This window comes from Streptomyces sp. AC512_CC834 (assembly GCF_019049325.1).
In the GTDB taxonomy this organism is placed as follows: domain Bacteria; phylum Actinomycetota; class Actinomycetes; order Streptomycetales; family Streptomycetaceae; genus Streptomyces.
In genome coordinates this window covers 43,000-61,549 of the sequence record NZ_JAGMUO010000015.1, presented here as the reverse complement: position 1 = coordinate 61,549, position 18,550 = coordinate 43,000, and the positions used below count along the sequence as shown (strand labels likewise).

General features: G+C 71.1%; 16 protein-coding genes and 1 tRNA gene. 13 read left to right on the top strand and 4 right to left on the bottom strand.

All coding sequences use genetic code 11. The annotated features are described in order from the left end of the window. Nucleotides 1–76: 76 nt before the first annotated feature. Nucleotides 77–2,908, top strand: coding sequence for a penicillin acylase family protein (locus KUM40_RS06310; protein ID WP_217163718.1), 2,832 nt, complete (start codon nt 77–79; stop codon nt 2,906–2,908). 82 nt (nt 2,909–2,990) lie between these two features. Here the strand turns inward: KUM40_RS06310 and KUM40_RS06305 are convergent, their stop codons facing one another. After that, nucleotides 2,991–3,605, bottom strand: coding sequence for a 5-formyltetrahydrofolate cyclo-ligase (locus KUM40_RS06305; RefSeq protein WP_217163716.1), 615 nt, complete (start codon nt 3,603–3,605; stop codon nt 2,991–2,993). A 93-nt stretch (nt 3,606–3,698) separates the two neighbouring features. Here KUM40_RS06305 and galU point away from each other — a divergent pair, with 93 nt between their 5' ends. The 8 genes from galU (at nt 3,699) to KUM40_RS06265 (ending at nt 11,380) form a co-directional block, all read left to right on the top strand. Then, nucleotides 3,699–4,601, top strand: coding sequence for a UTP--glucose-1-phosphate uridylyltransferase GalU (galU, locus tag KUM40_RS06300; protein WP_217163715.1), 903 nt, complete (start codon nt 3,699–3,701; stop codon nt 4,599–4,601). A gap of 5 nt (nt 4,602–4,606) precedes the next feature. Beyond that, entirely contained in the window at nt 4,607–5,980 is a 1,374-nt protein-coding gene (gene glp, locus KUM40_RS06295) for a gephyrin-like molybdotransferase Glp (protein ID WP_374227348.1), read from the top strand. A gap of 86 nt (nt 5,981–6,066) precedes the next feature. After that, nucleotides 6,067–6,660, top strand: a complete 594-nt coding sequence (gene moaC / locus KUM40_RS06290) for a cyclic pyranopterin monophosphate synthase MoaC (RefSeq protein WP_302180807.1) — start codon at nt 6,067–6,069, stop codon at nt 6,658–6,660. Beyond that, on the top strand, nt 6,657–7,199 hold the full coding sequence (locus tag KUM40_RS06285) for a molybdenum cofactor biosynthesis protein B (RefSeq protein WP_217163713.1): 543 nt from the start codon (nt 6,657–6,659) through the stop codon (nt 7,197–7,199). Before moaC ends, KUM40_RS06285 begins: the two co-directional genes overlap by 4 nt. After that, nucleotides 7,196–7,858, top strand: a complete 663-nt coding sequence (locus KUM40_RS06280; protein ID WP_217163743.1) for a GNAT family N-acetyltransferase — start codon at nt 7,196–7,198, stop codon at nt 7,856–7,858. The genes KUM40_RS06285 and KUM40_RS06280 overlap by 4 nt, the downstream gene beginning before the upstream one ends. A gap of 184 nt (nt 7,859–8,042) precedes the next feature. Beyond that, a complete protein-coding gene (glpR, locus tag KUM40_RS06275; RefSeq protein WP_217163711.1) occupies nt 8,043–9,317 on the top strand; it encodes a gephyrin-like molybdotransferase receptor GlpR in 1,275 nt (424 codons plus the stop codon). Nucleotides 9,318–9,385: 68 nt separating this feature from the next. Next, nucleotides 9,386–9,459: transfer RNA gene (locus KUM40_RS06270), tRNA-Ala, on the top strand. 187 nt (nt 9,460–9,646) lie between these two features. Next, nucleotides 9,647–11,380, top strand: coding sequence for a hypothetical protein (locus tag KUM40_RS06265; protein WP_217163709.1), 1,734 nt, complete (start codon nt 9,647–9,649; stop codon nt 11,378–11,380). 19 nt (nt 11,381–11,399) lie between these two features. On the opposite strand, the gene KUM40_RS06260 is transcribed toward KUM40_RS06265, so the two are convergent. Then, nucleotides 11,400–11,891, bottom strand: coding sequence for a GNAT family N-acetyltransferase (locus tag KUM40_RS06260; RefSeq protein WP_217163708.1), 492 nt, complete (start codon nt 11,889–11,891; stop codon nt 11,400–11,402). A gap of 54 nt (nt 11,892–11,945) precedes the next feature. On the opposite strand from KUM40_RS06260, the gene KUM40_RS06255 reads away from it, so the two are divergent. Further along, complete coding sequence (locus KUM40_RS06255; protein ID WP_217163706.1) at nt 11,946–12,770, top strand: exodeoxyribonuclease III; 825 nt, start codon at nt 11,946–11,948, stop codon at nt 12,768–12,770. A 61-nt stretch (nt 12,771–12,831) separates the two neighbouring features. Here the strand turns inward: KUM40_RS06255 and KUM40_RS06250 are convergent, their stop codons facing one another. Together KUM40_RS06250 and KUM40_RS06245 are read right to left on the bottom strand one after the other, a co-directional pair. Continuing rightward, nucleotides 12,832–14,145: a recombinase family protein gene (locus KUM40_RS06250; protein WP_217163704.1), complete on the bottom strand. Its 1,314-nt coding sequence runs from the start codon at nt 14,143–14,145 to the stop codon at nt 12,832–12,834. A 136-nt stretch (nt 14,146–14,281) separates the two neighbouring features. Then, the gene (locus KUM40_RS06245) at nt 14,282–14,935 is read right to left on the bottom strand and encodes a MerR family transcriptional regulator (RefSeq protein ID WP_217163702.1); all 654 of its coding nucleotides are present in this window, start codon (nt 14,933–14,935) and stop codon (nt 14,282–14,284) included. A 152-nt stretch (nt 14,936–15,087) separates the two neighbouring features. On the opposite strand from KUM40_RS06245, the gene KUM40_RS06240 reads away from it, so the two are divergent. From KUM40_RS06240 to KUM40_RS06230, 3 genes are read left to right on the top strand one after another with little or no spacing between them, the layout of a single operon-like run. Continuing rightward, nucleotides 15,088–16,656, top strand: coding sequence for an NAD(P)/FAD-dependent oxidoreductase (locus KUM40_RS06240; protein ID WP_217163701.1), 1,569 nt, complete (start codon nt 15,088–15,090; stop codon nt 16,654–16,656). Then, nucleotides 16,653–17,606 carry an alpha/beta fold hydrolase gene (locus tag KUM40_RS06235; RefSeq protein WP_217163700.1) on the top strand — a complete coding sequence of 318 codons (954 nt, stop codon included), beginning with the start codon at nt 16,653–16,655 and terminating at the stop codon, nt 17,604–17,606. Before KUM40_RS06240 ends, KUM40_RS06235 begins: the two co-directional genes overlap by 4 nt. Next, nucleotides 17,603–18,496 (top strand): SDR family oxidoreductase, encoded by an 894-nt coding sequence (locus KUM40_RS06230; RefSeq protein ID WP_217163699.1) that lies wholly within the window; start codon nt 17,603–17,605, stop codon nt 18,494–18,496. The genes KUM40_RS06235 and KUM40_RS06230 overlap by 4 nt, the downstream gene beginning before the upstream one ends. Nucleotides 18,497–18,550 lie beyond the last annotated feature (54 nt).

Sequence of the window (18,550 nt, the reverse complement as noted above, 5' to 3'; positions counted from 1 at the left end):
GTTGCTCCAGCGCTCAGGCGCTCAGTACGAAGCACAGCCCGCCCCTGCCGCTCGTGTTAGGACAGCAAGGACAGCGATGCCCCCCACCAAAACCGCCTCTACGGGTCAGCAGCCCGGCACGTCCGGCAGGAAGAAGGGGCGCAAGGGCCGTCTGCTCGTCCTCGTGCTGGTCCTGGCCATCATCGGCGGCCTCGCCTATGGGGCGTACTGGTCGATCAGCACCGTCCGCGCGTCCTTCCCGCAGACCAAGGGCTCGATCACGCTGGACGGCCTGTCGGGTCCGGTCGACGTCAAGCGCGACGGCTACGGCATCCCGCAGATCTACGCCTCCACCGACGAGGACCTGTTCATGGCGCAGGGCTACGTCCAGGCGCAGGACCGGTTCTACGAGATGGACGTACGCCGCCACATGACCGGCGGACGCCTGTCGGAGATGTTCGGCAAGGGCCAGGTCGAGAACGACGAGTTCCTGCGCACCCTGGGCTGGCACCGGGTGGCGAAGAAGGAGTACGACGAGAAGCTGTCGGACTCCACGAAGAAGTACCTCCAGGCGTACGCCAAGGGTGTCAACGCCTACCTGAAGGGCAAGGAGGGCGCGGACATCTCCCTGGAGTACGCCGCCCTCGGGTTCACCAACGACTACAAGCCCCAGGAGTGGACCCCGGTCGACTCCGTGGCCTGGCTCAAGGCGATGGCCTGGGACCTGCGCGGCAACATGCAGGACGAGATCGACCGCGCCCTGATGACCAGCCGCCTGGGCCCCAAGCAGATCGCCGACCTCTACCCGGCGTACCCGTACGACCGGAACAAGGCGATCGTCCAGGAGGGCCAGTACGACGAGATCACCCAGACGTTCGACGGCGGCGGTACGTCGGGCAGCGGCGACGGCGACGGCGACGGCTCCGGCACTGGAACCGGGACCGGAACGGGCACAGGCACAGGCACAGGTACGGGTACGGGTACGGGTACGGGTACGGGCACAGGAACCGGCTCGGGCTCCGGCAACGCCCTTGAGAGCCAGTTGTCGAGCCTCCAGGACGTCTTGGAGGACATCCCCACCGCCGTCGGCGTGAACGGCCACGGCATCGGCTCCAACTCCTGGGTCGTGTCCGGCGAGCACACCATCACCGGCAAGCCGCTGCTGGCCAACGACCCGCACCTGTCGCCGTCCCTGCCGTCCGTCTGGTACCAGATGGGCCTGCACTGCCGCACCGTCTCCGACAAGTGCCAGTACGACGTCGCCGGTTACACCTTCGCGGGCATGCCCGGCGTGGTCATCGGCCACAACCAGGAGATCGCCTGGGGCCTGACCAACTCCGGCGCCGACGTCACCGACCTCTACCTGGAGAAGATCACCGGCGACGGCTACCAGTACGACGGCAAGGTCGTCCCCTTCGAGACGCGCACGGAGACCATAAAGGTCGCCGGCGGCGACTCCAAGAAGATCGTCGTCCGCGAGACCAACAACGGCCCCCTGCTCTCCGACCGCGACGACGAGCTGGTGGAGACCGGCAAGAAGGCCACCGTCGACAGCGCGGCCCCCGACCGCGGTGACGGCTACGGCGTCGCCCTGCGCTGGACCGCGCTGCAGGCGGGCACCACCATGGACGCCGTCTTCGCCATCGACCGGGCGCAGAACTGGGACGACTTCCGCGAGGCCGCCACGCTGTTCGACGTGCCGTCGCAGAACCTGGTCTACGCCGACAGCGAGCACATCGGCTACACGCTGCCCGGCAGGATCCCGGTGCGCGCCGAGGACCACGACGGTTCGGTCCCGGCGCCGGGCTGGAGCTCCAAGTACCGCTGGACCGGCGAGTACATCGACCAGGACGAGCTGCCCTACGAGTACGACCCGGAGCGCGGCTACATCGTGACCGCCAACCAGGCCGTCGTCGACGAGGACTCGTACCCGTACACGCTGACCACGGACTGGGGCTACGGCACCCGCAGCCAGCGCATCACCTCCCTGATCGAGCAGAAGATCGAGGACGGCGGCAAGATCTCCACGGACGACATGCGCCAGATGCAGCTCGACAACAGCAGCGAGATGGCCAAGCTGATCGTGCCCCAGCTACTGAAGATCGACGTCGCCGACAAGGACGTCCGCGAGGCGCAGAAGCTGCTGGAGGGCTGGGACTATACCCAGGACGCCGACTCGGCGGCCGCGGCCTACTTCAACGCCGTCTGGCGCAACATCCTCAAGCTCGCCTTCGGCAACAAGCTGCCCAAGGAGCTGCGGGTCGAGGGCCAGTGCCTGTGGGTCGACCCGGTCAGCACCACCGGCCCCGCGGACGAGACCAACAAGGTCCGCGAGTGCGGCGAGCGGGATGCCGACCAGGCGCAGCCGGACGGCGGCGACCGCTGGTTCGAGGTGGTCCGCACCCTGATGCAGGATCCGAAGAGCGACTGGTGGACGACACCGGCCTCCGGCACCCGCAAGGGCGCCGACCACAACCGCGACGACCTGTTCAAGCGCGCCATGACCGACGCCCGCTGGGAGCTGACCGCCAAGCTCGGCAAGGACATCGACACCTGGAACTGGGGCCGGCTGCACCGCCTGTTCCTGAACAACCAGACCCTGGGCACCGACGGCCCCGGCTTCCTGAAGTACGCCTTGAACCGCGGCCCCTGGAAGCTCAGCGGCGGCGAGGCGGCGGTCAACGCCTCCGGCTGGAACGCGGCCGGCGGCTACGGGGTGATCTGGGTGCCGTCCATGCGGATGGTGGTCAACCTCGGCGACCTCGACAAGTCCCGGTGGATCAACCTCACCGGTGCCTCCGGGCACGCCTACAGCGCCCACTACACGGACCAGACCGACAAGTGGGCCAACGGCGAACTGCTGCCGTGGTCCTTCTCGAAGAAGGCGGTCGACGAGAGCACGAGCGACACGCTGGTGCTCAAGCCCTAGTCCGGCCCTGGTCCGGCCCTGGTCCGGCCCTGGTCCGGCCTTGGTCCAGCCCTGGTCCGCAGGCACCCGCTGACGGTCGGCGTCAGCGGAACCTGCGTACCCCCGAGGGCGTCACCACCGCGTCCACCGGCCGGTCGTGCGGCAGGGCGGGGACGTGCGCGACGACCTCCCCGTCGTACAGCAGCACCAGCAGCGCGGGACGCGCGCCCGCCCGCTCCAGCCGCGCCAGCACCCGGTCGTACGATCCGCCGCCGCGCCCCAGCCGCAGTCCGCGCCCGTCCACCGCCACCCCCGGCAGCAGCACGACGTCGGCCTCCGTCACCGCGTCCGGGCCCAGTCGCTCGCCGGCGGGCTCGTACAGGTCCATCCGCCCGCCGTGGCGCACGCGCGCGAGGGAGTTCTCTCCGGCGTACTCGCCCCAGTCCAGGTCGTTGTCCGGCAGCAGGGCGGGCAGCAGGACGCGCACGCCCCGCGCGCGCAGCGCGTCGAGCAGCGCGCGAGTGCCTGGTTCGGCGCCCACGGAGACGTACGCCGCCACGGCGTGCGCCCCCGCCATCTCCGGCAGCCCGAGCGCCCGCCGTGCCAGCGCGTCCGCCGATACCCGCACGTCATCCGCCGTCAACCTGTTCCTCGCCGTAAGGAATTCCCGCCGCAATGTCCGCTTGTCAGGTTCGTCCGCAGGGCCGCTGTGAGGCAATGGTCACTCCCGTACCGTGCTAATGCGCTCATATGAGCGCCAATGATCTCGAGTCACAGATTCTCCCTATAGGCACCGGATATGGTGGCGCGCATGACTCAGTCCCACCCCAGGATCAGCAAGGCTGTCATCCCCGCAGCCGGGCTCGGTACCCGGTTCCTGCCGGCCACCAAAGCCACTCCCAAGGAGATGCTGCCGGTCGTCGACAAGCCGGCGATCCAGTACGTGGTCGAAGAGGCCGTGGCCGCGGGCCTCGGCGACGTCCTCATGGTCACGGGCCGCAACAAGCGCCCCCTGGAAGACCACTTCGACCGCAACTACGAACTCGAGTCCGCCCTCCAGAAGAAGGGCGACGCGGGCCGCCTGACCAAGGTCCAGGAGTCCAGCGACCTCGCGATGATGCACTACGTCCGCCAGGGCGACCCCAAGGGCCTCGGCCACGCCGTACTGTGCGCCGCCCCGCACGTCGGCCACGAGCCCTTCGCGGTCCTGCTCGGCGACGACCTGATCGACCCGCGCGACCCGCTGCTCCAGCGCATGATCGACGTTCAGGAGCAGTACGGCGGCAGCGTGATCGCCCTCATGGAGGTCGCGCCGGAGCAGATCCACCTCTACGGCTGCGCGGCCGTGGAGACCACCCAGGACAGCGACGTCGTCAAGGTCGGCGGACTGGTCGAGAAGCCGGACCCGGCCGACGCCCCGTCCCATTACGCCATCATCGGCCGCTACGTCCTCGACCCGCACATCTTCGACATACTCCGCAGGACCGAGCCCGGCCGCGGCGGCGAGATCCAGCTCACCGACGCCCTCCAGCAGCTCGCCGAGGACGAGTCCGTGGGCGGCCCGGTGCACGGCGTCGTCTTCAAGGGCCGCCGCTATGACACCGGTGACCGCGGCGACTACCTGCGTGCCATTGTCCGACTCGCATGCGAACGTGAAGACCTGGGCCCGGACTTCCGGACCTGGCTTCGCAGTTACGTAGCCGAGGAGATGTAACGCCGTTGAGCAGCAGCGCGCACCGTGACACCGGCCATGACCACGCCGGCGCGGGCCCCGGACACGACTCCGGCGCGGACCCCGGTCCCAACCGGCTGTGGTCGGTGCAGGAACACCTGGACGACGTCCTCGCCGCCGTCCGCCCCCTGGACCCCATCGAGCTGAACCTGCTCGACGCCCAGGGGTGCGTCCTGGTCGACGACATCACGGTGCCGCTGTCCCTGCCGCCGTTCGACAACAGCTCCATGGACGGCTACGCGGTGCGGGTCACCGATGTCGCGGGCGCCAGCGAGGAGTTCCCCGCCGTCCTGGAGGTCGTCGGAGACGTCGCCGCAGGCCAGGCCGACCCGCCGTCCGTGGGCCCGGGCCAGGCCGCCCGCATCATGACCGGCGCCCCGCTCCCGCCCGGCGCCGAGACCGTCGTCCCCGTCGAGTGGACCGACGGCGGGCTCGGCGAGGGCCCGGTCTCGGGAATGCGCGCCCGCAGCCTGGCCCCCGAGGGCGCCGAGGGCCACGTCCACGTGTACCGGCCGGCGGAGGCACGCGCGCACGTGCGCGCCAAGGGCAGCGACGTCCGCTCCGGCGACCGCGCCCTGGAGGCCGGCACCGTTCTCGGCCCGCCGCAGATCGGCCTGCTCGCCGCGATCGGCCGGGGCACGGTACGGGTGCGCCCGCGCCCGCGCGTGGTGGTGCTCTCCACCGGCAGCGAACTCGTCCAGCCCGACGAGCCGCTGGCGTCCGGTCAGATCTACGACTCCAACAGCTTCGCCCTCACCGCGGCCGCCCGCGACGCCGGAGCCATCGCCTACCGCGTGGGCGCCGTCGCCGACGACGCCGAGACCCTGCGGGCCACCATCGAGGACCAACTGGTGCGCGCCGACCTGATGGTCACCACCGGCGGGGTGAGCGTCGGGGCGTACGACGTGGTCAAGGAGGCGCTGGCGCACGTCGCCGACGAGGACGAGCCGGGCAGCGGCGTGGACTTCCGCAAGCTCGCCATGCAGCCCGGCAAGCCCCAGGGCTTCGGCTCCATCGGCCCCGACCACACCCCGCTGCTCGCGCTGCCCGGCAACCCGGTGTCGTCGTACGTCTCCTTCGAGTTGTTCGTCCGTCCCGCGATCCGCGCCCTCATGGGCCTGCCGGACGTCCACCGTCCGACGACCACCGCGTCCCTGACCGCGGACAAGGCACTGACCTCGCCGAAGGGCCGCCGGCAGTTCCTGCGCGGCACCTGTGCCGACGGTTCGGTCACCCCGGTCGGCGGCTCGGGCTCCCACCTCGTGGCCGCCCTCGCGCACGCCGACGCGCTGATCGTCGTTCCCGAGGACACCGAGTCCGTCGAGCCCGGCGCCGACGTCGAGGTGGTCCTGCTCGGCTGACCCCGCCCCGTTGGCGGTACCGTGTCGCGCACAGCAGGCCCACGCGCCGCACCGCGCCGGGCCCGGACCGGGAGCGTCACACGAGCATGAGTACGCAGGACCGACCGCCCAGGAGCGGACAGGACCCGCAGGATCCTCAGGACAGGCAGAACCGGCAGTCGCGGCAGGACAGGCAAGACCCACAGGACCCGCAGGACCCACAGGACCCGCAGGACCGGCTGACGCACATCGACGAGGCGGGCGCCGCCCGGATGGTCGACGTGTCCGCCAAGGACGTGACCGCACGCACCGCCCGCGCGAGCGGACGCGTCCTCGTCGCGCCCCGCGTGGTCGAGCTGCTGCGCGGCGAGGGCGTCCCCAAGGGCGACGCCCTGGCCACCGCGCGGATCGCGGGCATCATGGGCGCCAAACGCACCCCCGACCTGATCCCGTTGTGTCACCCGTTGTCGGTGTCCGGTGTGAAACTGGAGCTGTCGGTCGCGGACGACGCCGTGGAGATCACCGCCACGGTGAAGACGACGGATCGCACGGGTGTCGAGATGGAGGCGCTCACCGCGGTCTCCGTCGCCGCGCTCACCGTGATCGACATGGTCAAGGCGGTCGACAAGGGAGCGGTCATCACGGACGTGCGGGTGGAGGAGAAGACGGGCGGCAAGTCGGGCGACTGGAGCCGGTCATGACGACACCGGACACCTCCGTCGGAGGCGCCCTTCCCGCCCCGTACGCCGCCCTGGTCGTCACGGCGTCCAACCGGGCCGCTGCCGGGGTCTACGAGGACAAGGGCGGCCCGCTGATCGCCGAGGGCCTGCGCCGCTTCGGCTTCGCCGTCGACGGCCCGCGGGTCGTCCCGGACGGCGACCCCGTGGAAGCGGCCCTGCGCGCGGGCGCCGAAGCGGGCTACGACGTGATCGTCACCACCGGCGGCACCGGCATCTCGCCCACCGACCGCACCCCCGAGGCGACCCGGGCGGTGATCGACTACGAGGTCCCGGGCATCGCGGAGGCCGTCCGGGCGTACGGCCGGGACAAGGTGCCTACCGCGGTGCTCTCCCGGGGACTGGCCGGAGTGGCGCGGGGGACGCTGATCGTCAACCTGCCGGGCTCCTCCGGCGGGGTGAAGGACGGCCTCGCCGTACTGGAGCCGCTGCTGAAGCACGCCGTGGACCAGCTTCGCGGCGGCGACCACCCCAGACCCGCCATTGGTGGGGGTGCGAGCTGAACACCCCCTCCTGGCCTGCGGAGCTGGTGGACGGCGACATCGTCCTCAGGCCGATAAAGCTGCGGGACCAGCGGGCCTGGCGCGAGGTCAACCGGCGCAACCGGGACTGGCTGCGCCCGTGGGAGGCCACCATTCCGCCGCCCGGACCCGGCGGCCCGATCACGAACCGGCCGACCTACCGGCAGATGGTGCGGCACCTGAGGTCCGAGGCCCACGCGGGCCGGATGCTGCCGTTCGTCATCGAGTACCAGGGGCGGCTGGCCGGGCAGTTGACGGTGGCCGGCATCACCTGGGGCTCGATGTGCTCCGGACACGTGGGCTACTGGGTGGACGAGGCGGTGGCGGGCCGCGGGGTGATGCCGACGGCCGTGGCGATGGCCGTGGACCACTGTTTCCGCACCGTCGGACTGCATCGCGTCGAGGTCTGTATTCGCCCCGAGAACGCGCCCAGCCGTCGGGTCGTGGAGAAACTCGGATTCCGCGAGGAGGGGCTCAGGCCGCGTTATCTGCACATCGACGGAGCCTGGCGGGACCATCTCGTCTTCGCGCTCACCGCGGAAGAGGTGCCGGAAGGGCTGCTGCGGCGCTGGCACCGGTCACGGGACCGGAGCACGCCGAACGCAGGCAACGCGGGGAACGCGGGGAACACCGGGAATTGAATAAACGTTCGAAATTGATCGAACCTCGATCGTCCCGAAACGGATAATTTCGCGACCCTGACAGTCGGCTGATCGTCTGCTGATCGCATCGGTCACAAGAAAAGTTAGAAATATCAGCCAGATCGTGCGACACACCGGCTCAATTGGCGGATGGCCTCACGCAAACCCCTCTACCGTGTGAGGCGTGAGCAGCAGCGGCCTCATCTACGCAGTCATCGTCGGGGCCTGGGCCGCCTACTTGGTGCCGATGTGGCTCCGTAGGCAGGACGAGCTGAACGAGGCCCGTCCGACGGAACGCTTCAGCACCGCCATCCGGCTCCTGTCCGGACGGGCGGGCATGGAGCGCCGGTACGCCAAGGACCTGCGGTCGCGCTCCGCCGACGAGGCGGAGTCCGACGCCGACGCCCCGGGCGCCGTCACCGACTCGGTGGACGTCCGGGCCTTCGCCGTGTCCAGGACCCGACGGCACACCCGCCCGGCCGCACCGCAGCACCCCGCGGAGCGGCACGAACCGGCACGTCCCCGGACGGGCGGAACCGGGCACGCCCCGAGACCCGCGCACTCCCCGGAATCCGCGCACCCGGAACCCGGCCGCCCCGCCGCGTCCGGTGCGGCACCGGCACGGGGGCGGGTGCCCCAGGCCCGGCGCGCACCCGTCTCGGCGGCGGCCGCGGCCCGCGCCCGGCGCACCAGGGTGCTGGCACGCCGCCGGCGTACGACCGTGATGCTGTTCCTGGCCTTCACGCTCGGCTCGGTCGTCGCGGCGGTCGGCGGCCTCGCGTTCCTGTGGGCACCCGCGGTGCCCGCCGTGCTGCTCAGCGCTTACATCGCCTACCTGCGCTCGCAGGAGCGCCACCGGTTCACCTTCCAGATGGACCGCCGCCAGGCCGAGGTTGCCGCCCAGCGACTGCGTGACCGCGACCCCCGCCCGCGCCGGCGCACGCCCGCCGCCCCCGCCGGCGGTGTCGGCAGTGTCGGCGACCTCGACGCCGAGGAGCCGGACGACGGACCCGAGGCGGAGCCCGACGCCGGAATGTCGGCGCTCGCCGCGGACCGGCGGGCGCTGGTCGAGCAGACCGACCACGCCGAGTGGGTCGACCAGCAGCGCGAACGCCGAGGCGGCCCGCACGGCGGAAGCTGGGACCCGGTGCCGGTGCCCCTGCCCACCTACGTGACCGCGCCGGTCGCCCCCCGCGCCACCCCCGACGTGGACCTCACGGCACCGGACGCGTGGAGCTCGGCACGCTCCAGCGCCGTCGCCTCCGAGCAGGAGGACGCCGCCCGGGCCCCCGGCACGGACCGGGACCGCCCGGCCGAAAACGCCGAGGAGCGTCCCGAGGCCCCGGCCCGCAGCGACGCCCGCCGCGCCGCCTCCGCCCGCCGCGCCCGGGAGCGGGGCCGCACACCGCTCTTCGACCAGTACGACGACGGCGAGCGTCCCCGCGCGGCGAACGAGTAGCCCGCGACCGGGGCAGTAAGGGATTTTTGAGCAGGCCTGTCGGGGTGCTAAAGTCTCACTCGTTGCAAGGGCCTGTGGCGCAGTCCGGTAGCGCACCTCGTTCGCATCGAGGGGGCCAGGGGTTCGAATCCCCTCAGGTCCACGCACATGATCGAAGGTCCCGCCCGATCGTCATGATCGGACGGGACCTTCGTCGTTTCCCCAGACCACCCAGACCGGCCGGTGCGGCCGAGACGCATCCGTGATCACACGCCACGCAACCTTTGGCGTTTCCAGTGGGTCACCTGTGCACAGCACCTTTCTTGTCGTCTGGGAACGGAAGAGACACCATGAGACCTAGCTCCCTGCGCTCGCCATGGGCGCGTGCGGCTCTGGCCGGGGTGGCCGCCGCCGGGCTCGCCGCGGGAGGACTGGCCGGCGCCGCCCACGCGGCGGACGGTCAGGCACCGCTGCCCGTCACGATCACCGGTCCGGACAAGGTGGACCTGGCGCTCGACGGGGCCGAGGGCGAACCCGGGGAGCCACAGATCCGACTCGGGCTCACCGGCCCGGGGGAGTACGACCCGGACAGCGACACGGAGCCGGAGCCGATCCCCAACAGCGGCTACCAGGTCACCATCGACGCCACCGCGCTGAAGGGCTTCGCCAAGGTCCGCCTGCCGCAGTCGTGCGACGTGGACGGCCTCGTCGCGGTCTGCGCGGAGAGCAGCCTCTACCCCGGCGCCATGTACAACCCGTCCTGGCGTGTCCGGCTCGACCTGCTGGACTCCGCCGGGGCCGGTGACTACGGCAAGATCGAGGTGACCGGCGAGGGCGAGGGCCTGGAGTTCAACACGCACACCGTCGACGTGCTCGTCGGCGGCCCGGAGCTGCTGAAGAAGAAGCTCCCCGCCGAACCCGAGGGCTTCAGGGCGGGCGACACCTACAACGCCCCGCTCGGCTTCCGCAACACCGGCAGCATGTCCGCCGACGGCGTCGTACTCCGCTTCGCCGGCACACGCGGCCTCTCCTTCCCCGATTCGTACGACAACTGCTCGTACGCGGAGGAGAACAAGGACAACCTGATCCGCTACCGCAAGGTCGCCCTGTGCACCTTCGAGGGCGACTTCTGGCCGGGCCTGGCCTACAAGCTGAGCGAGCCGATCAAGGTGAAGACCGCGGACTTCGCGCTCGGCGACATCTTCAGCTACGGCTTCGACGCGGTCGGCGCCAAGGAGGTCGGCGCGCTGCGGGCGGGCGCCGACTACCGGCAGGGCTCCGGCAGGACGCTCACGCTCGAGCCGGTCGAGAGCGGTCAGGTGGACGACTACTCCAAGTACGCCGAGATCGACCTGGCCACGCAGAACTCCTACGACCTCGACCTCACCGGCGCGCGCGTCGCGGGCGAGCAGGGCGAGACCGTCACCGTCGACGTCGGCCTGAGCAATCACGGGCCCGCGTGGATCGGATCGCTGCGCGCGGGCGGCGAGCCGCTCGGCTTCACCGTGCAGATCCCCGAGGGTGCCAGCGTCGTCGAGAGTCCCTGCCGCCCCCTGAACGGCGAGAGCTCGTCCGAGTACCGCTGCTTCGCCGACACCCCCTTCCTGGAGGACGACGAGCGCTCCTTCCCCTTCAAGCTGCGCATCGACAAGGTCGTCGAGGGCGCCAAGGGCAAGATCGCTCTGCCGGAGTACGACGACCCCTGGGAGGGTGACCCGTCCAACGACACCGGCTGGATCGTGCTGAACGGCACGGGTGACGAGGAGACGCCGGGCGACACGGGCGGCACCACCGGCGGCTCGGACTCCACGGGCGGTACCGGCACCGGCGGCTCGCAGACCACGGGCGGCACGGGTACGGCCGGCGGCTCGGACACGACCGGAGGCACCACCGGCGGCACCTCCACCGCCGGGACCACCGGCGGCACGACCGGCGGCCAGTCGCCCCAGGGCGGCGAGGACGGCCTGCTGGCCTCCACCGGCGCCACGACGCTGCTCGTCTCGGCCGGCGCGGCCGTCGCGCTCGCCGCGGGCGGCGTCCTGTTCGTCGTTTCGCGCCGCCGCAGGACGGGTGGCACGGCCTGACGACAGGGCGGGCGCCCTACTACGAGAACGGGACCTGGAGAGCCTTCGCGTAGCAGAGGCTGTCCTCGTGGAAGCGGTAGTAGCCGAACTTCCCGCACGGCTCGTAGCCGCTCGAGGTGTACAGCGCCACCGCCTCCGGCTGTCTGGTGCCGGTCTCCAGCACCATCCGGGTCCGGCCCGCCGCACGGGCGTCCTCCTCCAGGGCGGCCAGAATGCGGCGGGCCAGCCCGCGCCCGCGCACCTGCTCGATCACGAACATCCGCTTGAGCTCCGCGTCCCCGTCGAGATTGCCCTCGTCGTTGGCGTCCTGGCCGCGCCAGCCGCCCGAGGCGACCGGGACGTCGTTCTCGTCGTACGCGATCAGGTACAGGCCGCCGGGCGGCGCGAAGTGCGCCGGGTCCAGGTACGTGGCGTCGCCGCCGTCGCCGTAGCGGACGTCGTACTCGGCCTGGACCTCGTTGTTGAGCTTCACGGCGTCGGGGTGGTCGAAGGGGACCCGGCGTATGTTCATGCTTCCTACCGTATATTGATGCGTAATGTGTCATGCGGAGCGGGACGACATCCAGTGTGCCGGTATCGTGCCCTGGTGCTCACCGTGACCTCCGTGAATGTGAACGGTCTGCGCGCCGCCGCGAAGAAGGGCTTCGTGGAGTGGCTCGCCGACACCCCCGCCGACGTGCTCTGCCTCCAGGAGGTGCGGGCCGAGCCCCACCAACTGCCGGAACACGTCCGCACGCCCGACGGCTGGCACGTGACGCACGCCCCCGCCGCCGCCAAGGGCCGCGCCGGCGTCTCCCTCTACACCCGCCGCGAACCCGACCGGGTCCAGGTCGGCTTCGGCTCCACGGAGTTCGACACCGGCGGCCGCTACGTCGAGGCCGACCTGCCCGGTGTGACGGTCGCCTCCCTCTACCTGCCCTCCGGCGAGGTCGGCACCGAGCGCCAGGACGAGAAGGTCCGCTTCATGGGCGAGTTCCTCGCGTACCTGAAGGGGCTGCGCGAGCGCGCCGCCGCCGACGGGCGCGAGGTCGTCGTCTGCGGCGACTGGAACATCGCCCACCGCGAGGCCGACCTGAAGAACTGGCGGGCCAACAAGAAGAACTCCGGGTTCCTGCCGGAGGAGCGCGCGTGGCTGAGCCGCGTCCTCGACCCGGTGGACGGCGGCTACGTGGACGTCGTGCGCGCCCTGCACCCGGACGCCGAGGGTCCGTACTCGTGGTGGTCGTACCGGGGGCGGGCCTTTGAGAACGATGCCGGATGGAGGATCGACCTCGCCGTGGCGACTCCCGGGCTCGCCCGACGCGCAGTCAAAACATATGTGGAGCGGGCTGCCAGCCATCAGGACCGCTGGTCGGATCACGCTCCGGTGACGTCGGTCTTCGACCTCTGAGGAGAACAGAGCGGGACGCGCCGGTTTCGGCATGCCCCGCCTGTGTCGTGGCCGTGGCCGATCAGGTGGAAGGCAACCCCGCGATGGTGAACGTCAGCCGTGAAGTGTCCGGTCCGGCCAGCCGTTCTGGCCCACCGCCGGACCGGCCCTTGGCTACGGTTACGCGAACTCCGTGTTTGAGGAACTGCTCGCGGGTAACCTCACCCGCCGTGGCGTGCACCTCCCGGTAACGGCTGATGGCGTACTCGTCCAGCCAACTGGCGCGGATGGCGGCAGGAGCGGTGCAGGTTGTGCCGCGTGCCGAGGCGCGGCACACGTAGTCGCCGTATGCGTAGGCCTTTCTCGTGGCGAAGTACATGCGGCCACGACACCCGGCGCAGTGAGCGATTCCGATCAACAGAGAGGTCTCGCGGCGTCTGGGGTGAGGCCCGGTCGAGCGGGCATCGAGGACCTGTTGCAGAGCGTGAAACTCCTTCTCGGTGAGGAGCGGAAGCCCGATCAGCACGGGTGAGCCGTCAGGAGCACGGACTGACTCTCCTTTGTGGACCCGATGACCCATCAGCGCGGGGGTGCGGAGGATTTTGGACAGGCTGCCGCCTGTCCACCGGAATCGCTCGAAGTCGCGTCCGTGGCGCCTGCCACCCGTCGGACGCCCTTGGAGCTGGGCATGTCGATCTCGTGGCACTGGAATTCCCGCGTCCTCGAGTGTGCGCGCCAGGGCGACCAGAGAGAGCCCTGAATGTACGCCGTTCACAACTGTGCGGACGACCTCGGCGGTCTCCGGATCAGGAGCGAGACACCAGCCGACGCCAGAGGGGTGGGGCGTCTTCTTGTACCCGAAGGGAACCAGGCCACCGCCGTATCGGCCAGTCGCGCGCAGCGCTTCGTGGGCACTGGTGAGCCGAGCGGAGATGGTACGGGCCTCCTGCTCGGCTGCGTGGGCGAGCCCCATGCAGCGAAGGATGACCTCGCTGCCGGCCAGTGGTGGGACGACGAGTGGTTGTTCTTCTTCGGGCAGCCCGAAGACGAGCGTCGTTGTGTGTTGCTGCCCCCACTCGATCAGTTGGGACATGTGGACGACGGACCGTACGGCTCGATCCACGTGTGACCACACGATGGCGTCGTATTCGGCGGAGCGCTGGAGCCAGGGGGCAAGGGACGGCCTCTCGAACGGAGACGACTTGCGTGCAGAAACTCCGAGGTCCGCGGCTTCTGCGATGAGCGTCAAGCCCAGGTGTTCAGCGCACGATTGGATCGCGGCCCGTTGCCTGCCGGGCGACGTGGTCACACGGGTGACGTTGCTGAGGCGCACCGCGCCGAGCGCTCGCGCTGGTCGGCTAGGAGGCGGAGGAGGCAGGGGACTACGCTCGGACATGTCGACGCTCCTTGACAGGGTCGGCCGTACCCCGGGGCTGGTCGCACAGCCGCCGGGGCCTTTCGATCTCACTGTCAGAGCAGGAACTGACTTTCGCCCGCGGTTCTTCGAGAAATAGCCCGATGGGGTGAACGGATCAGGCGGAGTCCGCCCCCTTCCGCATCCGCCGGTCCAACGCCAGCGAAAGTTCCGCCTCCACCACGCTGCGGGCCAGCGGGCGCAGGCGGTGGAGTTCCTGTTCGGAGGCGTGGCGCCGGATCAGGTCGGCGAAGAGGTCGGCGAGGGCGTCGGCGTGTTCGCGGACGCGGGCGCCGGCCCGGAGGACCTCGCCGAGCGGGATGCCCTCACGGACCAGGGCGGAGGAGACCTCCAGCAGGCGGTGGCTGATGTGGACGAGTTCGTCGCCGTCGGTGCCCAGGTAGCCGAGGTCCATCGCGGCGGCCAGGTTCTCGGGGGTGACCTCGCCCTCGAAGCGGGCGGCGAGTTCCTCGGGGGTGAGGCGGACCGGGGTCTCCTCGGTGGGTTCGCCGAGGCCGAGCAGGTCGCCGACGTCGCGGCCGTGGTCGAAGGCGTCGGCCAGTTCCGCGATGCCGCTCAGGGTGTGGCCGCGTTCCAGGAGGGCGGCGATGGTGCGCAGGCGGGCCAGGTGGTGGTCGTCGTACCAGGCGATGCGGCCCTCGCGGCGGGGTGGCGGGATCAGTTTGCGTTCGCGGTAGAAGCGCAGGGTGCGCACCGTGATGCCGGCCAGCCGGGCCAGTTCCTCCATGCGGTATTCGCGCTTCTCGGTCACGTGACCGACCTTAAGTCGTACCGGCGGTAACTTTCGTCCGTCCGACCCCTACCCATGAGTACGGAGCTGCTCTACTCTCCCAATCACGCCAGTGTTCACTGGCATGGTTCCAGACGGGTCCAGATGGTCCAGGCAAGCGTGGAGGCTCCGGGATGGCCGAGCACGAGCAGGTTCACGAACACGTACGGGTGGCGGTGATCGGGTCCGGCTTCGGCGGCCTCGGGGCCGCCGTGCGGCTGCGCCGCGAGGGGATCACCGACTTCGTCGTCCTGGAGCGGGCCGGGAGCGTGGGCGGCACATGGCGGGACAACAGCTACCCCGGCTGCGCCTGCGACGTGCCGTCCCACCTGTACTCCTTCTCCTTCGCGCCCAACCCCGAGTGGCCGCGCACCTTCTCCGGGCAGGAGCACATCCGCGCCTACCTGGAGCACGTGACCGACACCTTCGGGCTGCGCCCCCACCTCCGCTTCGACTCGGAGGTGAAGCGGATGGCGTGGGACACCGAGCGGCTGCGGTGGGAGATCGAGACCGTGAGCGGCAGCCTCACCGCCGACGTCGTCGTGTCCGCGACCGGGCCGCTGTCCGACCCCAAGGTCCCGGACATCCCGGGGCTCGACTCCTTCCCCGGCAAGGTCTTCCACTCGGCCCGCTGGGACCACGACCAGGACCTCACCGGCAAGCGCGTCGCCGTGATCGGCACCGGCGCCTCCGCGATCCAGATCGTGCCGGCCGTGCAGCCCAAGGCCGGTCGCCTCACCCTCTTCCAGCGCACCCCGGCCTGGGTGATGCCCCGCATGGACCGGGCGATCAGCGGCGCCGAACGCGCCCTGCACCGGGCGCTGCCCGTCACCACCAAGCTGCGTCGCGGGGTGCTCTGGGGCATCCGGGAGCTTCAGGTGCAGGCGTTCACCAAGCACCCCGACGAACTGGGCTTCGTCGAGCAGATCGCCAAGCGCAACATGGGCGCCGCGATCAAGGACCCGGCCCTGCGTGCCAAGCTCACCCCCGACTACCGCATCGGCTGCAAGCGGATCCTGCTGTCGAGCACCTACTATCCGGCGCTCGCCAGGCCCAATGTGGACGTCGTCGCAAGCGGGCTCTGCGAGGTGCGCGGTTCGACGCTCGTCGCCGCCGACGGCACCGAGGCCGAGGCCGACGCGATCATCTTCGGCACCGGTTTCCACGTCACCGACATGCCCATCGCCGAGCGCGTCGTGGGCGCGGACGGGCGGACCCTCGCCGAGGCGTGGAAGGGCGGCATGGAGGCGCTGCGGGGCGGCTCGGCGGCCGGCTTCCCGAACTTCATGACGGTCATCGGGCCCAACACCGGCCTCGGGAACTCGTCCATGATCCTGATGATCGAGTCCCAGTTGAACTACATGGCGGACTACCTGCGCCAGTTGAACGTCCTCGGTGGGCGCACCGCCCTGGACGCCCGCCCGGCCGCCGTGCGCAACTGGAACCACCGGGTGCAGGAACGTATGAAGCGCACGGTGTGGAACACCGGCGGCTGCACCAGTTGGTACCTGGACGCGGCCGGCCGCAACACCACCGTCTGGCCCGGCACCACCGCCGAGTTCCGGCGCGCGACGCGGCGCGTGGACCTCGCGGAGTACGAGGTGCTGCGCCCGGCCCCCGCCCCGGTGCCCGCCCCGGCGAACGCCGCCGACGCGAACGCCGGCACCAACGCCGCCGACACGAGCGCCGAGGTGAGCGCGTGAGCCGCCTGCTGCACGTCGCCGACGGGCCGTACGCCCCGCCCGTCCCCGCCCACGAGCTGACCGTCACCGCCGCCGACGGCGCTCGCATCCACGTCGAGGTGCACGGCCCCGAGAACGCGCCCGCGGTCGTCCTCTCGCACGGCTGGTGCTGCTCCACCGCCTTCTGGGCGGCGCAGATCCGCGAACTGGCCACCGATCACCGGATCGTCGCCTACGACCAGCGCGGCCACGGCCGCAGCCCGGCCAACCCGGCGTACGGCACCGAGCCGCTCGCCGACGACCTCGAAGCCGTCCTCGCGGCCACGCTCGCGCCGGGCGAACGGGCCGTGTTCGCCGGGCACTCCATGGGCGGGATGACCCTGATGGCCGCGGCGGCCCGGCCCGCGGTGCTCGAGCATGTGGCGGCCGTACTGCTGTGCAGCACGGGCAGTTCGCGGCTCGTCGCGTCCGCCACCGTGGTGCCGCTCGGGGAGGGCCGGGTACGCACCTGGCTGACCCGGCGGATCCTCGGCTCCCGGGCACCCCTCGGACCGGTCACGCCCCTCGCGCGCCGCATCCTCAAGTACGGGACGATGGGCGCCGGTTCCGGCCCGCACATGGTCGAGGCCTGCGCCCGGATCGTGCACGCCTGCCCGCGCCGGGTGCGCCGCGGCTGGTCGCACGTGCTCGACCTGCTCGACCTCGACCACGGCGTACGGGAGTTGCGGATGCCGGTGGAGGTCGTGGTCGGTACGGCGGACCGGCTGACCCCGCCCGTGCACGCCCGCTCGCTCGCCGCCGAACTGCCCCACTGCGTCGGCCTGACGGAGCTCCCGGGCCTTGGGCACATGACGCCGGTGGAGGCGCCGGAGCTGGTCACCGGGAAGATACGGGCCCTCGCCCACACCTACATACCCAGCGAACGCAGCGAACGCAGCGCACGTGCCGTACACGCCGAGGAGAGCGCATGAGCAGGGTGAGCCTGGAAGGGCGGGTCGCCGTCGTCACCGGAGCGGCGCGGGGCGTGGGGGAACTGCTCGCCCGCAAGCTGTCCGCGCGCGGGGTGAAGGTGGCGCTGGTCGGCCTGGAGCCGGACGAACTCAAGCAGGTCTCCGCCCGGTTGCACAGCGAGAGCGAGCACTGGCACGCCGACGTCACCGACCACGAGGCGATGGCCCGGGTGGCGGCCGAGGTCAAGGAGCGCTTCGGCCGGATCGACATCGTCGTCGCCAACGCGGGCGTCGCCAGCGGTGGCCCCTTCGCCGACTCCGACCCCGAGTCCTGGCGGCGGGTGATCGAGGTCAACCTGATCGGGTCGGCGGTGACCGCCCGCGCCTTCCTGCCGGCGCTGCTGGAGAGCCGCGGCTACCTGCTCCAGATCGCGTCGCTGGCCGCCATCACCCCCGCGCCGATGATGACCGCCTACTGCGCCTCCAAGTCCGGCGTCGAGGCGTACGCGCACAGCCTGCGCGGCGAGGTCGGCCACCGCGGCGTGAAGGTCGGCGTGGGCTATCTGTCGTGGACCGACACCGACATGGTGCGCGGCGCCGACCAGGACGACGTCATGCGCGAACTGCGGCAGCGGCTGCCCTGGCCGTCCAACAAGACGTATCCGCTGGGCCCGGCGGTCGACCGGCTCGTGGAGGGCGTCGAGCGCCGCTCCGCCCACGTCTACGGGCAGTGGTGGCTGCGCGGCATGCAGGGCGTACGCGGGTATCTGCCGGCCGTCATCGGCACCGTCGGGCAGCGCGAGATGCGGCGCTTCGGAGACCGGCTCGAGGGCCTGCGCATCGGCCTGGTCGGCGCCGGCGGAGCGGCCGACGAACAGGGCCGGACCAGCACGACTACGGTCCGTAAGTGATCGACATGCGCACGGTCACGGCTCATGTGAATCTGATCGAGCCCGGCCGATCCG

What these genes read in the sequence shown, in the direction of transcription:
- KUM40_RS06310 (WP_217163718.1), top strand. Translation starts at nt 77, where the DNA reads ATGCCCCCCACCAAAACCGCCTCTACGGGTCAGCAGCCCGGCACGTCC.
- galU (WP_217163715.1), top strand. Translation starts at nt 3,699, where the DNA reads ATGACTCAGTCCCACCCCAGGATCAGCAAGGCTGTCATCCCCGCAGCC.
- moaC (WP_302180807.1), top strand. Translation starts at nt 6,067, where the DNA reads ATGAGTACGCAGGACCGACCGCCCAGGAGCGGACAGGACCCGCAGGAT.
- KUM40_RS06285 (WP_217163713.1), top strand. Translation starts at nt 6,657, where the DNA reads ATGACGACACCGGACACCTCCGTCGGAGGCGCCCTTCCCGCCCCGTAC.
- KUM40_RS06265 (WP_217163709.1), top strand. Translation starts at nt 9,647, where the DNA reads ATGAGACCTAGCTCCCTGCGCTCGCCATGGGCGCGTGCGGCTCTGGCC.
- KUM40_RS06260 (WP_217163708.1), bottom strand. Translation starts at nt 11,891, where the DNA reads ATGAACATACGCCGGGTCCCCTTCGACCACCCCGACGCCGTGAAGCTC.
- KUM40_RS06250 (WP_217163704.1), bottom strand. Translation starts at nt 14,145, where the DNA reads ATGTCCGAGCGTAGTCCCCTGCCTCCTCCGCCTCCTAGCCGACCAGCG.
- KUM40_RS06240 (WP_217163701.1), top strand. Translation starts at nt 15,088, where the DNA reads ATGGCCGAGCACGAGCAGGTTCACGAACACGTACGGGTGGCGGTGATC.
- KUM40_RS06230 (WP_217163699.1), top strand. Translation starts at nt 17,603, where the DNA reads ATGAGCAGGGTGAGCCTGGAAGGGCGGGTCGCCGTCGTCACCGGAGCG.